At 73.3% G+C, this 18,296-nt stretch carries 16 protein-coding genes and 1 pseudogene; 12 read left to right on the top strand and 5 right to left on the bottom strand.

Features of this window, described 5'->3' with window-relative positions:
* Together G3I42_RS12625 and G3I42_RS12620 are read left to right on the top strand one after the other, a co-directional pair.
* Positions 1-235 (top strand): annotated as a pseudogene (locus tag G3I42_RS12625) (NAD-dependent dehydratase); the annotation flags it as partial.
* 74 nt (positions 236-309) lie between these two features.
* A complete protein-coding gene (locus G3I42_RS12620; RefSeq protein ID WP_164285420.1) occupies positions 310-1,290 on the top strand; it encodes a lysophospholipid acyltransferase family protein in 981 nt (326 codons plus the stop codon).
* Positions 1,291-1,401: 111 nt separating this feature from the next.
* Here G3I42_RS12620 and G3I42_RS12615 read toward each other — a convergent pair whose 3' ends face one another.
* From G3I42_RS12615 to G3I42_RS12605, 3 genes are all read right to left on the bottom strand, one after another.
* On the bottom strand, positions 1,402-2,688 hold the full coding sequence (locus tag G3I42_RS12615) for a DUF5667 domain-containing protein (RefSeq protein WP_164285418.1): 1,287 nt from the start codon (positions 2,686-2,688) through the stop codon (positions 1,402-1,404).
* A gap of 235 nt (positions 2,689-2,923) precedes the next feature.
* Entirely contained in the window at positions 2,924-3,697 is a 774-nt protein-coding gene (locus G3I42_RS12610) for an ECF subfamily RNA polymerase sigma factor, BldN family (RefSeq protein ID WP_009067884.1), read from the bottom strand.
* A 392-nt stretch (positions 3,698-4,089) separates the two neighbouring features.
* Positions 4,090-5,007, bottom strand: coding sequence for an HAD-IB family hydrolase (locus G3I42_RS12605; RefSeq protein WP_164285416.1), 918 nt, complete (start codon positions 5,005-5,007; stop codon positions 4,090-4,092).
* Between the two features lie 107 nt (positions 5,008-5,114).
* Between G3I42_RS12605 and G3I42_RS12600 the strand changes: the two genes are divergently transcribed.
* The 9 genes from G3I42_RS12600 (at position 5,115) to G3I42_RS12555 (ending at position 13,355) form a co-directional block, all read left to right on the top strand.
* On the top strand, positions 5,115-5,387 hold the full coding sequence (locus tag G3I42_RS12600) for a glutaredoxin family protein (RefSeq protein WP_164285414.1): 273 nt from the start codon (positions 5,115-5,117) through the stop codon (positions 5,385-5,387).
* 313 nt (positions 5,388-5,700) lie between these two features.
* Positions 5,701-6,513 (top strand): redox-sensing transcriptional repressor Rex, encoded by an 813-nt coding sequence (locus G3I42_RS12595; protein ID WP_164285412.1) that lies wholly within the window; start codon positions 5,701-5,703, stop codon positions 6,511-6,513.
* Positions 6,510-7,880, top strand: coding sequence for a glutamyl-tRNA reductase (locus tag G3I42_RS12590; RefSeq protein WP_164285410.1), 1,371 nt, complete (start codon positions 6,510-6,512; stop codon positions 7,878-7,880). Before G3I42_RS12595 ends, G3I42_RS12590 begins: the two co-directional genes overlap by 4 nt.
* Positions 7,877-8,848 carry a hydroxymethylbilane synthase gene (gene hemC / locus G3I42_RS12585; protein ID WP_164285408.1) on the top strand — a complete coding sequence of 324 codons (972 nt, stop codon included), beginning with the start codon at positions 7,877-7,879 and terminating at the stop codon, positions 8,846-8,848. The genes G3I42_RS12590 and hemC overlap by 4 nt, the downstream gene beginning before the upstream one ends.
* The gene (locus G3I42_RS12580; RefSeq protein ID WP_164285406.1) at positions 8,845-10,509 is read left to right on the top strand and encodes a bifunctional uroporphyrinogen-III C-methyltransferase/uroporphyrinogen-III synthase; all 1,665 of its coding nucleotides are present in this window, start codon (positions 8,845-8,847) and stop codon (positions 10,507-10,509) included. Before hemC ends, G3I42_RS12580 begins: the two co-directional genes overlap by 4 nt.
* A 51-nt stretch (positions 10,510-10,560) precedes the next feature.
* Positions 10,561-11,556 carry a porphobilinogen synthase gene (hemB, locus tag G3I42_RS12575; protein WP_164285404.1) on the top strand — a complete coding sequence of 332 codons (996 nt, stop codon included), beginning with the start codon at positions 10,561-10,563 and terminating at the stop codon, positions 11,554-11,556.
* Positions 11,557-11,741: 185 nt separating this feature from the next.
* Positions 11,742-12,023 (top strand): hypothetical protein, encoded by a 282-nt coding sequence (locus G3I42_RS12570; RefSeq protein ID WP_164285402.1) that lies wholly within the window; start codon positions 11,742-11,744, stop codon positions 12,021-12,023.
* A 92-nt stretch (positions 12,024-12,115) separates the two neighbouring features.
* Positions 12,116-12,745: a hypothetical protein gene (locus tag G3I42_RS37535; protein ID WP_239096415.1), complete on the top strand. Its 630-nt coding sequence runs from the start codon at positions 12,116-12,118 to the stop codon at positions 12,743-12,745.
* Positions 12,746-12,842: 97 nt separating this feature from the next.
* The gene (locus G3I42_RS12555) at positions 12,843-13,355 is read left to right on the top strand and encodes a GNAT family N-acetyltransferase (protein WP_164285400.1); all 513 of its coding nucleotides are present in this window, start codon (positions 12,843-12,845) and stop codon (positions 13,353-13,355) included.
* A 3-nt stretch (positions 13,356-13,358) separates the two neighbouring features.
* On the opposite strand, the gene G3I42_RS12550 is transcribed toward G3I42_RS12555, so the two are convergent.
* Positions 13,359-15,797, bottom strand: coding sequence for an RICIN domain-containing protein (locus G3I42_RS12550; RefSeq protein ID WP_164285399.1), 2,439 nt, complete (start codon positions 15,795-15,797; stop codon positions 13,359-13,361).
* A 153-nt stretch (positions 15,798-15,950) separates the two neighbouring features.
* Positions 15,951-17,621: a BCCT family transporter gene (locus tag G3I42_RS12545; protein ID WP_164285397.1), complete on the bottom strand. Its 1,671-nt coding sequence runs from the start codon at positions 17,619-17,621 to the stop codon at positions 15,951-15,953.
* A 172-nt stretch (positions 17,622-17,793) separates the two neighbouring features.
* Between G3I42_RS12545 and G3I42_RS12540 the strand changes: the two genes are divergently transcribed.
* A partial coding sequence (locus G3I42_RS12540; protein ID WP_164285396.1) for a histidine kinase occupies positions 17,794-18,296 on the top strand: 503 nt, incomplete at its 3' end.

Raw genomic sequence — 18,296 nt, 5'->3', positions numbered from 1 at the left:
GGGTGCCGCGCTGCGCGGCGCGGGGCTCGGGGACTTCTCGCCCGAGCAGTGGCGGATGCTCACGCACGGCAGGGTCGTGGCCACCGACCGGCTCCGCGAGAACCTGGGCTTCGTCCCGGCGCACGGGACGGCCGAGACCTTCGCCGACTACGCGCGCGCCTGCGGCCCCGGGCTGCTCCCGCCCGCCCGGGTCGGCGCCGCCATCGACCACCTCGCCCGGCTCCGTACGCCCTGACCCCTGACCGGCCCCGCCCGCCTCGACAGGCCCCGCACAGATCCGTACCACCGCACCCGAAGGAGTCCCGCCCCATGGCCGACGCGAAAGTGATCCCGTTCGACGACGATCGCGCCCGCGAGCGGCGCGGGGAGCGGCGGGAGGGCGGCGAGCGGCGGGACGGCGGCGATGCGGAGGTGCGGGAGCTGCCGGGGGCCGCGCGCGAGGAGGCGGGGCCCGAGTGGGAACGGCGGCTCGCGGGCGGGCTCGCCTTCCTGCGGCGGCGGCTCACCGGCGAGTACGAGGTCGACGACTTCGGGTACGACGCCGAGCTGACCGAGGGCGTGTTCCTGGAGGCGCTGCGGCCGCTGTACGAGAAGTACTTCCGCGTCGAGGTGAAGGGCCTGGAGCACGTGCCCGCCGAAGGCGCCGCGCTCCTCGTGGCGAACCACTCGGGGACCTTGCCGCTCGACGGGCTCATGCTCCAGGTCGCGCTCCACGACGAGCACCCGGCGGCCCGGCGGCTGCGGCTGCTCGCCGCCGACCTCGTCTTCCGGCTCCCCGTCGTGGGCGAGCTGGCGCGCAAGGCGGGGCACACGCTCGCCTGCGCGGAGGACGCCGAACGGCTCCTCACCGCGGGCGAACTCGTGGGAGTGATGCCGGAGGGGTTCAAGGGGCTCGGGAAGCCGTTCGCCGAGCGGTACAAGCTCCAGCGCTTCGGGCGCGGCGGCTTCGTCGCGACCGCGCTGCGCGCCGGGGCGCCGATCGTGCCGTGCGCGATCGTCGGCGCCGAGGAGATCTACCCCATGGTCGGCAACGCGAGGACGCTCGCGCGCCTCTTCAACCTGCCGTACTTCCCCGTCACGCCGACCTTCCCGTGGCTCGGCCCGCTCGGCGCGCTCCCGCTCCCGACGAAGTGGACCATCGAGTTCGGCGAGCCGCTCGACACCTCCGGGTACCCGCCCGCCGCCGCCGAGGACCCCATGCTCGTCTTCAACCTGACGGACCAGGTGCGGGAGCGGATTCAGCACATGCTGTACGAGGCGCTGGTGCGGCGGCGCTCGGTGTTCTTCTGACGGGTCCGTCCGCCCAGCCGTCAGCCCGCCGTCGGCCCGTCCGCCCGGGTAGAGGAGCGGGGCCGCGCCCCGTGGAAGGCGCGGCCCCGCTCCCGTACCGCCCGCCGTGTCCTACGAGTCGTCCTCCACGCCGAGGCCGAGGCCCGGCAGGACTCCTGGCAGGAGCGGGGGCAGGGTGATGTCCGGGACCGGGTCGGGCGCGTGGTCCTTGTCGCCGCCCTTGCCGCCCTGTTCGCCCTTCGCGCTCCCGCCGCCGGTGCCGTCCGGGGACGGGGCGCCGGTCGAGGGCTTGAGGGGGTCGAGGAGCCGGCCCGCGTCGCCGAGGAGGCCGTCGTCGTCCTGGGACTGCCCGGAGGGGGCGGGCGAGGTGCCGTGCGCGCCGCCCCGGCCGGGGGATTCGCGCGGGTCCTCGTCCTTGCCGTCGCCGGGGTGCCGATCGCGCTCGCGGGCGTGCGGCGAGGCGCTGTCGCGGTCGCCCGCGGTCGGGGAGCCCGGCTGCTCGGGGGTGCCGGGCGCCGCGGCCGGGGTGTGCGGCAGCAGCGGGGTGACCTCGCTCTCCATCGCGTCGAAGACCGAGGTGACCTCGTCGCTCACCTCGACGAACTGGACCGGAAGCCGCTCGCGCAGCCGGTCCCACGCCTCGCGATGGGTGCCCGCGAAGGAGGAGAGGGCCTGGAGGTGGCCGAGGGAGTGGTCGGCCTCGTAGGCCTTGCTGAGCAGCCGGTGGCCCTCGCCCGCGTCGTACTTGACGCCGTTGAGCGCGCGGCGGACCTCGCCGAGGTGCTCGTGGTCGAGGCGGCCCGCGCTGCCCCGGTCCATGAGTCTGCGGGCCTCGGAGAGCCGTGTCCCCGCCTGGTCGAGGAGCAGTTGCCCGCGATCGGCGTCGTCCCCGGCCATGCCGAGCCTGAGGTCCTCCATCCCGCGCTTGAGCCCGTAGAGCGAGTCACCCGGCAGGGCGTCGCCGCTCGCCGCCGCGACCCCGCCGAAGGCCCCCGCGGCGACACTCACCGTGAGGCCGCCCGCGGCGAGCCGCTTGGAGAGGCGGGTGCGGGGTTTGAGCTTGCTGAGCGGGTTCGCCCGGTGGGCGCCCTTGCGGGAGCGCTGACCGGGCACCGAAGGGCGTGGGCCCTCCAGGCCCGGCACCGTGCCCTCGCGGAGCATGGTCTCCATCGCGGCGACCAGTTGGGCCCGCTGGACCACCTTCACCTCGGGGTCCAGCACGGGCGGTGGCAGGGCGCCGAGGCCGGTGGCGAGCGCGAGCATCCGGCTCGGCTCGTCGGTGCGGTCCCCTGGCTCCCGTACGGTGCCCTGCTGCGCCGCGAGGCCCTGCCCGGGCCGCTCGTCCAGGGCCTGGGCGAAGGCGTTCGCCCGCCGGTGCGCCGAGACGTTCGCGATCACTGGCGGCACCTCCTCTCGTCATGACGATCGGCTCCCCGGAAGGTCCTGGCGGGGGCCGCCGCCGTGGCGGGGGCGGCATGACCGGAGGGAGCCTGCGTCCGGGACAACGACGGGTTCGGGGGCGGGGTTACGGACGGGTGACGAAGAGGCGGGGAGTGTGTCCGTACGTGGCCGTCCGGGCGCGGTGCGTGAGGGCGGGGCGCCGGTGCGACCGCCCGCGGCGGGGCCTTCTCGTTCAGCGGGCGTCCTCCGGGAGGAGGCGGGCGAGGGTGCGGACGGCGCGGTACTGGAGGGTCTTGATCGCGCCTTCGTTCTTGCCCATGACGCGGGCCGTCTCGGCGACGGAGAGGCCCTGGAGGAAGCGCAGGGTCACGCACTCCTGCTGCTGGGGGTTGAGGCGGCGGACGGCGTCGAGGAGGGCGGCGTTGGAGAGGGATTCGAGGACGGAGTCCTCCGGGCTGCGCTCGACCTCGTTGGCGTCGAGCATCTCGCCCGTCGTCACTTCGAGGCGGAAGCGGCTGGACTTGAAGTGGTCGGCGACGAGGTTGCGGGCGATCGTCACGAGCCAGGCGCCGAAGTCGCGGCCCTGCCAGGTGAAGGTGCCGATCCGGCGCAGGGCGCGCAGGAAGGTCTCGCTCGTGAGGTCCTCGGCCGTCGCCTTCCCGCCGACGCGGTAGTAGATGTAGCGGTAGACCGTGTCGCTGTACTGGTCGTAGAGGCGGCCGAAGGCGTCGGCCTCGCCGCTCTGCGCCCTCTCGACGAGGTCCATCATGCGGGCGCTGTCGCTGTCCGCGGCGGGCCGGCGGTGGGTGGTGGTGGCCGCGGCGGACCTGCCGCGTCTGCCGACAGCCGTACTCGACTCGGCCAGGGCGTAGCACGGTCGCGCGGGCGCGGGCGTGGCGAAGACGGGTGTGGCGTACGCGGTGGGGACGAAACCGCGCAGGCGGTCGACTACCGAGGCGCGGAGAGCGGCCAGGCCCGCGGCGTCAACCCCGACGTGTGGGTACACGGGACTCCCAGAGGCAGAGCTTCCATCACGTGCACTCCGGCTCCTCGTCCCCGTACCGCTCGGGCTCATGTTCACTCGGCGTACAGGAGGCGGGGGGCCGTCATGCGTTTGAGGAGAATAACGCTTCGTGCAGGCGGCGCTACACCGAGTTGCCTAAATCATCGCTTGCGTCGCTTCTCTTATGGAGTCGCGGGCATCGGTGATCGCTCAAAAGCCCTGTTGGTGACCGTTTTTGCGCGAAGTCTTCCGAGTGCGTGTCGCGGCGACACGGCTGCCCGGAATCGCGACTACCGGGGGACCCGGCTGGGTATGGCTGAACCTCGGGCCCACACGGCGAGCTTCACGCAGAGTGAAGGTGAGGGGTCTGACGTGCCGCTTCGCGGTGGACGCGGTCAGTGACGGCGGCGGTGGATGGCCACCGCGGCGGCCGTGCCGCCGGCCACGGCGCCCAGTCCGGCGGCCGCCGGGACGCCGATCCGGGCCGCCTTGCGACCGGTCCGGTAATCGCGCAGCCGCCACTCGCGGTCGCGGGCATATTTGCGCAGTTTCGCGTCAGGATTGATCGCGTACGGATGTCCGACGAGCGAGAGCATCGGTACGTCGTTGTACGAGTCGCTGTACGCCGCGCAGCGCGCGAGGTCGAGCCCCTCGGCCGCGGCCAGGGCCCGTACCGCCTCCGCCTTCGCCGGGCCGTGCAGCGGCTCGCCGACGAGGCGGCCCGTGTAGACGCCGCCGACCGACTCGGCGACCGTGCCGAGCGCGCCGGTCAGGCCCAGGCGGCGGGCGATGATCGTCGCCGTCTCGACGGGCGCGGCCGTCACGAGCCACACCTTCTGCCCGGCGTCCAGGTGGGCCTGCGCGAGGGCGCGGGTGCCCGGCCAGATCCGGTCGGCCATGTACTCGTCGTAGATCTCCTCGCCGATCGACGTGAGTTCCGCCACGCGGCGGCCCTTGACGATGGAGAGGGCGCTGTCCCGCGCGTCCTGCATGTGCGCCGGGTCCTCGACGCCCGCGATCCTGAACCACGCCTGCTGCCAGGCGAAGCGGGCGAGTTCGCGGCGCTCGAAGAAGTGCCGCTTGTAGAGGCCCTTGCCGAAGTGGAAGAGGGCGGCGCCCTGCATGACGGTGTTGTCGAGGTCGAAGAAGGCGGCGGCGCGGGTGTCCCCCGCGACCGGGAACTCGGGCTCGGGGACGTCCCCGGTGGACTCGCTCTCGCTCTTCCGCGCGGCCTCGGCCGCCGCTTCGCCCGCGAGGACGCTGCGTGCGGTGGCGGGGCGCCTGCGCGGGGTGAGCCATCCGGGAGCGGCCATGCGGTCGAGCATAACGAGTTAGCGGGAACGGCGGCGCACGGGAAACGGGCGCTGCGGAGGCGCGCGGGCGGCCGGACGGTGCGGCGGCGGGGCGGAGAATGGCCCGTATGACTGGACGACTCTTCGGGCGGCGCAGGCCCGCAGCCGAACGGACCGTGACGCTCATCGCGAAGCCGGAGTGCCATCTGTGCGAGGACGCGGAGCGCGTGGTCGCGGAGGTGTGCGGGGAGTTGGGGGTGGCGTGGGAGGCGAAGGACATCACGCGGGACGAGGCGCTGTACCGGGAGTACTGGGAACAGGTGCCGGTCGTCCTGGTGGACGGGGAGCAGCACACGTTCTGGAGGGTGGACGCGGAGCGGCTGCGCCGGGCTCTGCGGTGACGGCTTTCGGGGCTCCGCCCCGGACCCCGCTCCTCGCCGGAGGGGCTGAAATAACCCAGGTACCATCGAATCGCAGGCTGCGGGGGCACTGAGCATTCGGAAAGAGGTGTCGGGGTTGTCCCCGCACGGTCGCTCGCGCCCCGCGCGAAATGGTTCCCCGACGTGGGGATTCGGCCACGTGACCCCGGTCACTTTGGCCGGACAAAACGGACACCATCTTTGTGCACGCGTTCACAAAGACATAGCCTGCTGGCGACGGGGCGGTCCTGGGACAACTGACCGCCCAGAGCCCCGCTCTACCCGCAGGAGCACCGTGGCAACTGGCCGAACTCACCGACCGGCGACCCGCAGCCGAGGAATTCCCGAGGCCACCGTCGCCCGCCTTCCGCTGTACCTCCGCGCACTCAACGCACTCTCCGAGCGCTCGGTTCCCACGGTCTCCTCCGAGGAACTCGCCGCGGCGGCCGGGGTCAACTCCGCGAAGCTGCGCAAGGACTTCTCCTACCTCGGCTCCTACGGGACCCGCGGCGTGGGCTACGACGTCGAGTACCTCGTCTACCAGATCTCGCGTGAGCTGGGCCTCACCCAGGACTGGCCGATCGTCCTCGTCGGCATCGGCAACCTCGGCGCCGCGCTCGCCAATTACGGCGGCTTCGCCTCGCGCGGCTTCCGGGTCGCGGCGCTCGTCGACGCGGACCCGGCGCTCGCCGGGAAGCCCGTCGCGGGCATCCCCGTCCAGCACATCGACACGCTGGAGACGGTCATCCGCGAGCAGCACGTCTCGATCGGTGTCATCGCCACGCCCGCCGGGGCCGCGCAGCAGGTCTGCGACCGGCTCGTCGAGGCCGGCGTCACCTCGATCCTCAACTTCGCCCCCACGGTCCTCGCCGTGCCGGACGGCGTCGACGTGCGCAAGGTCGACCTCTCCATCGAACTCCAGATCCTCGCCTTCCACGAGCAGCGCAAGGCCGGTGAGGAGAACCTCGCCGAGGAGAGCGCCGTGCGGAACGCGCCGACCACCGCCGTCAGCGGCGTCGCGGCGAAGGAGACCCCCGGCGAGCGCGCCGCTCGCAGCGGGGACCGCCAGGGACCGGAGGGCGACCTGCCCGCCGTGATGCGGGCATGAGTCTCCTCGTCGTCGGGCTCAGCCACCGCAGTGCCCCCGTGAGCGTCCTGGAACGCGCCGCGCTCACCGCGGACGCGCAGGCCAAGCTCCTCCAGGACACCCTCGCCGCAGAACCGGCCGCCGAGGCCGCCGTCCTCGCCACGTGCAACCGCATCGAGCTGTACGCGGACGTCGACAAGTTCCACGCGGGCGTCGCCGAACTCTCCACGCTCCTCGCCCAGCACGCGGGCGTCGGCCTCGAAGAGCTGACCCCCTTCCTCTACGTCCACTACGAGGACCGCGCCGTCCACCACCTCTACTCGGTGGCCTGCGGCCTGGACTCGATGGTCGTGGGCGAGGGGCAGATCCTCGGGCAGATCAAGGACGCCCTCGCGCGCTCCCAGGAACTGCACACCGCGGGCCGCCTCCTCAACGACCTCTTCCAGTCCGCGCTGCGCGTCGGCAAGCGCGCCCACAGCGAGACCGGGATCGACCGCGCGGGCCAGTCCCTCGTGAGCTTCGGCCTCGAACAGCTCGCCGGGAGCAGCGAGCCGGGCACCTCGGTCGACGACTGGGCGAAGGGCAAGCGCGCCCTCGTCATCGGCGCCGGCTCGATGTCCTCGCTCGCCGCCGCCACGCTCGCGCGGGCCGGCGTCGCCGAGATCGCCGTCGCCAACCGCACCCGCGAGCGCGCCGACCGGCTCGTCGAGATCCTCACCCAGCCCGGCGGTACCGGCGTCGCCGCCCGCGCCCTGCCGATCGGCGAGGCCACCGACGAACTGCCCCGCGCGGACATCGTCGTCTCGTGCACGGGCGCGACCGGACTCGTGCTGCCCGCCCAGGCGATCGAGGAGGCCACGGCGTCCCGCGCCGCACGCCCCCTCGCGCTCCTCGACCTCGCGATGCCGCGCGACATCGACGGCGCGGCGCACGCCCTGGAACACGTCCACCTCGTCGACATCGAATCGCTCGCCGCGGCCAGCGCCGACGCGCCCATGGCCGCCGACGTCGAGCGGGTGCAGCACCTCGTGGCCCAGGAGGTGGACGCCTTCGGCGCCGCCCAGCGGGCCGCGCACATCACGCCCACCGTGGTGGCCCTGCGCACCATGGCCGCCGACGTGGTGGCCGCCGAGACGGCCCGCCTGCACGGGCGCCTTCCCGGCCTCGGCGAGCGCGAGTTCGCCGAGATCACCCAGACCGTGCGCCGCGTCGTGGACAAGCTCCTGCACGCGCCGACGGTGCGGGTGAAGCAGCTCGCGAGCGAGCCCGGCGGCGCCGGGTACGCGGACGCGCTGCGCACCCTCTTCGACCTCGACCCGCAGACGGTGGCCGCCGTCAGCAGGGCCGACGCGAGCAGTACAGACGACCCGAATCGAGGGCGGTCATGACCGACAAGCCACTCCGGCTCGGCACCAGGCGCAGCAAGCTCGCCATGGCGCAGTCCGGGCTCGTGGCCGATGCCGTGCGCGAGGCGACGGGCCGTCCCGTCGAACTCGTGGAGATCACGACGTACGGCGACACCTCGCGCGAGCACCTCGCGCGCATCGGAGGTACGGGGGTCTTCGTCACCGCGCTGCGCGACGCGCTGCTGCGCGGTGACGTGGACTTCGCCGTGCACTCCCTGAAGGACCTGCCGACCGCGCAGCCCGAAGGGCTCGTGCTCGCCGCGATCCCGCGGCGCGAGGACGCCAGGGACGCGCTCGTCGCGCGCGACGGGCTCACCCTGGAGCGCCTGCCGAGGGGCGCGCGGATCGGGACCGGCTCGCCGCGCCGCATGGCGCAGCTCAACGCCCACGCCCGCGCGCACGGACTCGGCATCGAGACGGTGCCGATCCGCGGCAACGTCGACACCAGAATCAACTTCGTACGGGACGGTGAGCTGGACGCCGTGGTTCTCGCCGCGGCCGGGCTCAACCGGCTCGGCAGGGGCGGTGAGGTCACCGAGTACCTCGCGCCCGACATCGTCCTGCCGGCGCCCGGCCAGGGAGCGCTCGCCGTCGAGTGCCCCCCGGGGCCGCTCGCCGAGGCGCTGGCCCGGCTCGACGACCCGTACACGCGGGCCGCCGTGACCGCCGAGCGGGCGCTGCTCGCGACGCTCGAAGCGGGGTGCAGCGCCCCTGTGGGCGCGCTCGCCGACTTCGACGGAACACAGGACCAGGCCGCGCAGCAGCGGCAGACCACCGAAATGCGCCTGCGGGGTGTCGTCGGCTCGACCGACGGTGCCGCGCTGGTGCAGCTGACCACCACCGGTCACGTGCCCTCCACGCAAGCGGAGGCCGAGGCGCTCGGCGCGGAACTCGCCGCCGAGATGCTGGCGAAGGGCGCGGCCGGTCTGATGGGGGAGCGAGCACGATGAGCCCCACCACCTCCGCCCTTGCCGCCGTCGCCACCGAGGCGGGCCACGGGCATGTCACCTTCCTGGGCGCGGGTCCCGGCGACCCCGGCCTGCTCACCCTGCGGGCCGTGGAGGCACTGGCCGCGGCCGATGTGCTGATCGCCGAGCCCCGGGTGCTCGACGTCGTCCGGGCGCACGCGCGCACCGACGCGGACGCACCCCTGCTGACCGACGAGACGTCAACCGAGCCCGGAACGCCGGGAGTCGGTGACGCGGCCAATCTTGTCATGGTGGCCGCGCGGGGCGGCAGGCGGGTCGTCCGAGCCGTCGCCGGGGACCCCGGTCTCGACACGGACACCGCCGCCGAGATGCTCGCCTGCGCCGCCGAGGGCATCCCCTTCGAGGTCGTCCCCGGCATCGCCGCCGCCGTCGGCGTCCCGGCCTACGCCGGGGTTCCGCTGCGCGACGCGCAGGGCACCGACGTACGGTTCGTGGACGCCGCGTCCGCCTCCGAGCGCTGCTGGACCGAGGTCGGGCAGAGCGACGGCACCGTCGTCGTCACCACGACGCTGGAGAGCGTCGCGCGGGCGGCCGGCGAGCTGGTGAGCGCGGGCCGCAAGCCCGACACCCCCATCTCGCTGACCGTCGCCGGGACCACGACCCGGCAGCGGACCTGGACGGCGACGCTCGCCTCCGTGGGCCAGGTGCTCAAGCAGGCGAAGGTGCTGCCCTCGCCGGAGGGCGCGCAACCGGTCATAGCGGTGGTCGGGGAGCGTTCCGCCCCGGCCCTGCGCGATCAGCTCGCCTGGTTCGAGTCGAAGCCGCTCTTCGGCTGGAAGGTCCTGGTGCCGCGCACCAAGGAGCAGTCCCGCGCGCTCTCCGACCAGCTCCGCTCCTACGGCGCCGTGCCGCACGAGGTCCCGACGATCGCCGTCGAGCCGCCCCGTACCCCGCAGCAGATGGAGCGGGCCGTCAAGGGACTCGTGACCGGGCGCTACGAGTGGATCGCGTTCACGTCCGTCAACGCCGTCAAGGCGGTGCGGGAGAAGTTCGAGGAGTACGGGCTCGACGCGCGCGCCTTCGCGGGGATCAAGGTCGCCGCGGTCGGCGAGCAGACCGCGAAGGCCCTCGTCGACTTCGGCGTGAAGCCGGACCTGACGCCGAGCGGCGAGCAGTCGGCCGCCGGGCTCCTGGAGGACTGGCCCCCGTACGACCCGGTCTTCGACCCGATCGACCGCGTCTTCCTGCCGCGCGCCGACATCGCCACGGAGACGCTCGTGGCCGGGCTCATCGAGCTGGGCTGGGAGGTCGACGACGTCACCGCGTACCGCACCGTGCGCGCCTCGCCGCCCCCGGCCGAGACGCGGGAGGCGATCAAGGGCGGCGGCTTCGACGCGGTCCTGTTCACCTCCTCCAGCACCGTGCGCAACCTCGTCGGCATCGCGGGCAAGCCGCACAACGTCACCGTCATCGCGTGCATCGGCCCGGCGACGGCGAAGACGGCCGAGGAGCACGGGCTGCGCGTGGACGTCATGGCGCCCGAGCCGTCCGCGCTCAAGCTCGCCGCCGCGCTCGCCGACTTCGGCACCCGGCGCCGGCTGGCCGCGCTCGACGCGGGCGAGCAGGTGACCCGGCCGAGCGAGCGGCGTCCGGGGGCGCGCAGGCGGCGCAGCACCACGTGACGACCGCGTGTGCCCGAGTGTTCCCGTGTTCTTCGTAAAGGTGGTTCGAGTATGAGCGAGTACGGCGACGGTTTCCCCGGCATCCGGCCGCGTCGGCTCCGTACGAACGCGACGATGCGCCGCATGGTCGCGGAGACGCGGCTCGACCCGGCGGACTTCATCCTTCCCGCGTTCGTGCGGGAGGGCATCGGCGAGCCCGTCGCGATCGAGACCATGCCCGGGGTCGTGCAGCACACGCGCGACACGCTCCGCAAGGCGGCCGTCGAGGCGGCCGAGGCGGGGATCTCCGGGATCATGCTCTTCGGCGTGCCCGAGGAGGCGAAGAAGGACGCGGTGGGGACGGCGGGGACCGACCCGGACGGCATCCTCCAGCAGGCGCTGCGCGACGTGCGGGCGGAGGTCGGCGACGACCTGCTCGTCATGTCGGACCTGTGCCTGGACGAGTTCACCGACCACGGGCACTGCGGCGTCCTGGACGCGCGGGGGCGGGTCGACAACGACGCGACGCTGGAGCGGTACGCGGAGATGGCGCAGGTCCAGGCCGACGCGGGCGCGCACGTCGTGGGCCCGAGCGGCATGATGGACGGCCAGGTCGGCGTCATCCGGGACGCGCTCGACCAGACGGGCCACGAGGACGTGGCGATCCTCGCCTACACGGCGAAGTACGCCTCCGCGTTCTACGGCCCGTTCCGCGAGGCCGTCGGCTCCTCGCTGACGGGCGACCGCAAGACGTATCAGCAGGACCCCGCGAACCTGCGCGAGTCGCTGCGCGAACTCGCCCTGGACCTCCAGGAGGGCGCGGACATGGTCATGGTCAAGCCGGCCGGGCCCTACCTCGACGTCCTCGCGAAGGTCGCCGAGTCGGTCGACGTCCCGGTCGTGGCGTACCAGATCTCCGGCGAGTACGCGATGATCGAGGCCGCTGCCCAGCGCGGCTGGATCGACCGCGAGGCCGCCATCCGCGAGTCCCTGCTCGGCATCCGCCGCGCGGGGGCCCGGAGTGTGCTGACGTACTGGGCGGTGGAGGTGGCGCGGGCGCTGCGGTGACGCGTGCGCGGGCCGTGGTGTGCGGTGCGCGGGCCCCTGCTCCCGGTGTTCCGGGGGCGGGGGCTTTCGTGTGCGCGTGGGCTTATTCGGTTGCGGGTGCCGGGGCGTTGCTCTTGATTGGGGCTTCGTGTCCGGAAGTGTCCAAGGGGTTCCGCAGTGTCCCAGGGGTCCGGGGAGGGATGGGCGTGGCGCGCGAGGAATGGCCGGTCGTGCCGGTCGAGGAGATCTGCCGGGTGTGCGGGCTCGACGGGGACGGGGCGCTGTGGGACGCGTACGGAGCGCCCCAGTACCACCTCTGCCCCTGTTGCGGCGTGGCCGCTGGTCTGGGGGACGTCGACCGCGAGTACGTCACGTCGAATCGCGCCGCGTGGCTCGCTTCCGGCGGGGAGTGGAAGGAGCCGGGGTTCCGGCCCGCGGGGTGGAGCCGGGAGGAGCAGCTGGCGCAGATCCCCGAGCGGTGGCGCTGACGGGACCGGTGGGACGATGAGTCGCCCGGCGCCCGCATCGCCGAGACCGGCGTCCGCATCGGCCGAGAACTGTGACGAGGAGGTGCCTGGTGATGACGGCTTCGTCGGCGGAGGTCGATGAGGAGGACTTCTGCCGGATGTGTGGCTGGGACGGCGACCGGTTCTGGGAGAACGGACAGCCGACGGCCGCCCTCTGCGACTCATGCGGCAGCGAGTCGGGCACGGGCGACTTCGGTGCGAGCCCGGGCTCGTGGGACGGCGTGGCTCAGCTGCACCGTTTCCGGGGCTGGTGGCTCGGGGCGGGGGCCGAGTGGAGCCACCCCCGGTCGCGGCCTGCGGAGTGGGACCTCTTCGCCCAGCTGGCGAACATCCCCCCACCGTGGCGCGAACCGGTGCCGGCCCCGGTGGACCGAGAGCGCCGGATCGCCGAGCGCGAGCGGTACGGCTCGCTCGGCACGGAAACGGTCTGCCGCTTGTGCGGTCTCTCCGGCGAAACGTACTGGCACCGAGGCGCGCCGACCGGGCTTCGCTGCCCTTGCTGCGGTGCCGAGTCCGGAATCGATGATCTCGCGGTCCCCGGGGACTGGTACAGCCTGGCAGGCATCCGTGCCCTGCGCGGATACTGGGCCGCGCGGGGCGGGCCCTGGTACCTGCCGGAGAAGCGTCCTGTGGACTGGGATGTCCTCCGGCAATTCGGGAACCTTCCCGCGGAGTGGCGCTGAGCGTCTCCGAAGAGGCAGGGCCACGCTGTTTCCGATCGACCCGCGCCCCGCCGCCCGCGATTGCGGTAAACGGCTGCGAAGCGCGACCGCACCTGGTATGCCCGTAGCCATGGCTGCTGATCTCGCGACGAGGCGACTGGTGTTGCATCCCCTGACGGTGGCGGAGGCCGAGCAGATCGCGGCGGGGGTGCCGGGGGTGGGGCCCGGGGCGGTGCCGTGGGGGGAGGGGTATCCGGGGCACACCTCGCGGGTGGGGGCGTTGCACTACCTGGAGATGCTGGAGAAGTACGGGTATCCGGCGGAGTTTCCCGCGTACGAGATACGGCGGCGCGCGGACGGGGCCGCCGTGGGCGGGATCGGGTTCCACGGGCCGCCGGACGACCGGGGGTGGGTCGAGCTGGGGTACGACCTGGTTCCGGCCGTGTGGGGGCAGGGGTTCGCGTCCGAGGCCGTGCGCGGGCTGCTCGTGTTCGCGCGGGAGCAGGGCGCGTGCGGGGTCGCCGCGGACACCGACGTCGGCAATGTCGCCTCGCAGCGCGTCCTCCTCGCGGCCGGGTTCGTCTTCGAGCGCGAGGAGGACGGCGTGCGGTACTACGGGGTGGAGCTGTAGGCGTCAGGTCAGCAGCTCCCACACGTGGTCGTCCGTGCCGTTGTCGGCGAACTGGACGACCTGCGCGGAGTCGGCGGTGGACATGCCGTCGACGCCGAGGACCTTGCCGGAGTGCCGCACCTTGAGGCGGTACGCGGAGCCGCCGGGTTCGGGCAGGAACTGCCACAGGTGGTCGTCCGTGCCGTTGTCCGCGAACTGCACGACGCGCGCCGAGTCGGCCGTCGACATGAGGTCCACGCCGAGGACCTTGCCCGACTCGCGGTTGCGGACCCGGTACCAGCCGTCGCCCTCCGGGACCAGCTCCCACAGGTGGTCGGCGGTGCCGCTGTCGGCGAACTGCACGACGCGCGCCGAGTCCGCGTGCGACATGCCGTCGACGGCGAGGACCTTCCCGGAGTGCTTGTTGCGCAGCCGGTACCAGCGCTGCGCGAGCCATGGCGTGCCGCCCGCGTCCGCCGTGGGCAGCACCGCGACCCGCAGCCGGGCGGCGCCGAGCGGGACGAGGGTCACGTCCTGCTCGGGCTCCGTGCTCCGGGCCGGGCTCTGTTGCAGCGGCCACACGACGTGCTGGGCGTCCGCGCTCCACTCCGGCAGGCGGCGGGCCCGCGCGGTGAGCGCGAGCGGGGTGCCGTCGAGCGTGAACGGGTTCGCGGTCGGGGCGGCTCCGGTGGAACGGACCGTGGGCGTGGGGCCGTTGGGGAGCAGGGCGTAGTTCCACGTGCCCGTCGCGTGCACCGCGTACTCGGGGAACTGGTCGCTGCCGCCGAGGCGTTCGTACCGTTCCCCGACGCGGAGCGCGTAGGCGAGCGGGCCGCGGTAGACGCTCACCGCGTCGTGCTGGTCCGCCCACGTGCGCACGGTGACGCGCTGCGGGAGGCGGAGCCGTACGGTGTCGCCGTCCTGCCACGTACGGCTCACCGTGGTGAAGGCGGGGCCTGCGGGGGCCGCCGACTTGGTGCCGTTCACGGTCAGTTCGGGGGCCGCGCACCACGCGGGGACGCGGAGGCGGAGCGGGAAGGCGACGGGGCGCGGGGTGCGGACGGTGAAGGTGAGCGTGTCGCCGAAGGGGTAGGCCGTGTCGGTGCTCACGGTCACCTCGGTGGCGTCCGCGCCGACCTTCGCGCGGACCTCGCTCGGCGCGTACATCACCGCGGCGAGGCCGTTGTCCGGCGTCGCGAGCCACAGTTCCTGCGCGAACCACGGCCAGCCCATGCCGTAGTTGTGCGGGCAGCAGCGGTACTGGTCGACGCCGGGCAGGTACGCCTGCATCGCGAAGGAGTTCTGGAACTGCCGGTCGGACTTGGGGGTGTTGTCGAGGTCGACGCTGTTCGCGCTCGTGACGTAGTGGATGGCCTTGCCGGACGGGTCGAGCGAGGGCGGCAGCGCGTTGAACGCCAGCTCCTCGCAGCGGTCGGCCCACAGCGGGTCGCCGGTGAGCCGGGTCAGCAGCTCGTGGCTCGCCATGAACTCCACGACGCCGCACGTCTCGAAGCCCTGGCGCGCGTCGTCGTGCCCGTCCCGTATGTTCTCGTCGCCAGCGAAGCCGCCGCCGGGGAACTGCCCGTGTTTCATGGCGAGTTCGTACGTGGAGTAGGTGGCCTGCGTGTCCGCTGCCTCGCCGCTGCGCAGGGCGTACTGGGCCGGTTCGCGGAAGCCCTGCGCGATGTTCACGTTGTGCGGGCTCGCCAGACGGCCGCGCCAGTCGGCGCCGTTGGCGTGGATCTTGTCGGCGAGGTCGAGGAGGAAGGCGTCCTGGGTGCGGTTGTAGAGCCAGTAGACCGTGTCGAGTCCGTCGCCCCACCGCACGGACACCCAGCTCTGGTTGAAGGCGCCCGGGCCCTGCGCGTTCATGTAGCGGAGGAACGCCGTGAGGGCGGGGACCACACGCGCGTCGCCGTCGTACTCGTACCAGGAGCGCAGCGCCTGGAGCAGGGGCAGGTACGGCCAGAAGTCGGGGCCGCCGCCGAGCGAGGTGCGCAGCCTCGTGGGCCCGAAGAAGCCGTCGGGCTGCCGGGTCGCGAGGATCGCGTCCATCCAGTCCCGTACGGCCGCGAGCGCCTCGGCGTCGCGCGTGACGATCGCGAGATCGGTGTATCCCCGCAGCCAGTACGGGAGTTCCTCCCAGCCCTCGCGCTCCGGGTGGGCCCAGCCGCTCGTGGCGCGGTCGAGGAAGTGCGAGGTCTTCGCGTACTGGCCGCACAGGCCGCGCAGTTGGAGCGTGAGCTGGGTCGCGAGCCAGCCCTTCGGGGTGACGGCGGTGGGCGGCAGGCGCAGGAAGGCGGTGGGGCGCAGGGGTGCGGCGTTGGGGGTGTAGTGGCCGCCCGGGGCGGGTGCGACCCGGTTCCCGGCGGCCGTCGCGACGCCGGAGAAGCGGGCACCGAGGACGAGGGCGCCGGCGGTGGCGAGGGAGGCGGAGGTGAACTGTCTGCGATTCAGGTGCATGGGGGGTGGTGCTCCTGTCGGCTCGGCAGATGCTCTTCGGGCTCTTCGGGGTACGGTGGTGCGCCCAACTCCCTTACAACGTTGGAAATCAGAGGGCTCGGCGGTATGACAGCACTCGCGGCGGCGGGTGTCCAGAGGTGCCGCCAAGATCTCTCAGTCGCGGGGGCCGCCGTCCGGCCGCTCCGGCGGCAGCCGGTGGGTGCGGACCGGCCGGGACCTCAGCTCCTCGCCGACCAGCGCCCGGACCGCGTCCCGCAGGCCGTGGCTCCCCTCCGAGCGCGTGGGACCCGCCCCGGGGTCCGTGCGCAGCTCGCGCAGGAGCGACCAGCACAGGAAGAGCATCACCACGACGAAGGGCAGCGCGACGAGGATCGTCGCGGACTGGAGCGAGTCCAGGCCGCCCGCGAGGAGCAGCGCCGCGGCGACCGCCGCCATCAGGACGCCCCACGTGATGACGAGCCACCGGCGCGGGTGGAGCGCGCCGCGGCTCGTGAGCGAGCCCATCACGAGCGACGCGGAGTCCGCGCTCGTCACGAAATACATCATGATCAGGACCATCGCGACCCACGCCGTCACCGTCGGCACCGGCAGCGCGTCGAGCATCGCGAAGAGCGTCGCCTCGGTGCCCTCCTTCGCCTTCGCGGCCATGTCGACCGCGCCCGTGCGGTCGAGCCGGATGCCCGTACCGCCGAGGACGACGAACCACAGCGCCGTCGCGCCGCTCGGCACGAGCAGCACCGCGAGGAGGAACTCGCGGATCGTGCGCCCGCGCGAGATCCGCGCGATGAACGTCCCCACGAACGGCGCCCACGACAGCCACCACGCCCAGTAGAAGATCGTCCACGCGCCGAGCCACTTCTCGTCGCCGAAGGCCCCCGTGCTCGACGCCATCGCCACGAGCCGGTCCAGGTAGCCGCCCGCGCTCGACGGGAGCGCGTCGAGCAGGAAGACGGTCGGCCCGGCGACGAACACGAAGACCATCAGCGCGGCGGCGATCACCAGATTGACGGAGCTGAGCCACTTCACGCCGCCGTGCAGCCCCGTGAACGCCGAGACGACGAACGCCGCGCCCAGCACCACGATGATCAGCAGCTCGACCGTCTTGCTCGTGTCGAGCCCCGCCGTCAGGTCGAGTCCCGTCGCGATCTGGAGCGCGCCGATCCCGAGGCTCGTCGCCGTGCCGAACACCGTCGCGAAGACCGCGAGCAGGTCGAGGAGGCGCCCGAGCACCCCGTTCGCCGCGCGGTCCCCGATGAGCGGCGCGAAGACGGCGCTGAGCCGGTTGCCGCGCCCCTTGCGGAACGTCGTGTACGCGAGCGCGAGGCCCGCGATCCCGTAGATCGCCCACGGCGTGAGCGTCCAGTGGAAGAACGAGTACTGCATCGCCGCGCTCGCCGCTCCCTCCGTACGGGGCCTGGCGCCGCTGCCGGGCGGCGGGCTGAGGTAGTGCGCGACGGGCTCGCCGACCCCGTAGAAGATCAGCCCGATGCCCATCCCGGCGCTGAACATCATCGCGATCCAGGAGAAGTTCCGGAACTCCGGCCGCGCATCGTCGCCGCCCAGCCGGATGCGGCCGTAGCGGCCGAGGGCGAGGTAGAGGCTGAGGATCAGGAAGACGTCGGCGGCGATGACGAAGAGCCACGCGAAGTTGTCGAGCACCCAGGGCAGCGCCGCGCCGGACGCCGCGTCGAAGGAGCCCTTCCCGAGCGAGGCCCACAGCACGACGCCGAGGACGCCGAGCGCGCCGAGCGCGACGACCACCCGGTCGGGGGAGTTGTCCTGGGCGGCTTCGGGCAGGGCCGGCTCCTCGTGCGGGGTGCTCATGGGAGCCCACTATGACGGTCGCAGGGGGATGTATCGGGGCGAAACACGCGAAGGAGGCGGGCGGGGCGGGCGTGCGCGGGCGGGGCGGGCTGGTTACCGTCGGTGCGGTGGTGCGTACCGGCGGCGCGCGGTGCGTACGGCCGTCCCCGCGCACGAAAGGGAGCCCCCGGTCATGGCCTGGAACGCGAACGTCCTCTTCTTCAGCTTCCCCGACCCCAGCGACACCTACGCGGCCTTCCACGACGCCGAGGAGACCGAGGAGGTGAGCCGCGCCGCCGTCCTGGAACGCGCGAACGACGGCACCCTCTCCGTCACCGAGACCTACGCCCCCGCCGAGTACCTCACGACCGGCGCGGGCGGCGTCGTCGGCGCGCTCCTCGGCGTCCTCGCGGGCCCGGTCGGCGTCCTCTTCGGCTGGACGGCGGGGACCCTCTTCGGGCTCGCGGCCACCGGCGAGGAGGAGGCGGGCGAGGTGGACGCGCTCACGGTCCTGAGCCGGGGAGTGCCGGACGGCTCCAACGTCCTCATCGTCGCGGTGAACGACGAGCGGGACCCGGCCGCCGCCGACGCCCTCGCGGCCCGCTACCGGGGCCGCGTCCTGCGGGTGCCCGCCGGGGTCGTCGAGGAGGAGGTGCGGGCCGCGCAGCAGGCGGCCGACGAGGCGGCGCGGGGCGC

This window comes from Streptomyces sp. SID11385, assembly GCF_010548245.1.
Taxonomy (GTDB): Bacteria; Actinomycetota; Actinomycetes; order Streptomycetales; family Streptomycetaceae; genus Streptomyces.
This window is presented reverse-complemented; position numbering and strand designations above follow the sequence as displayed.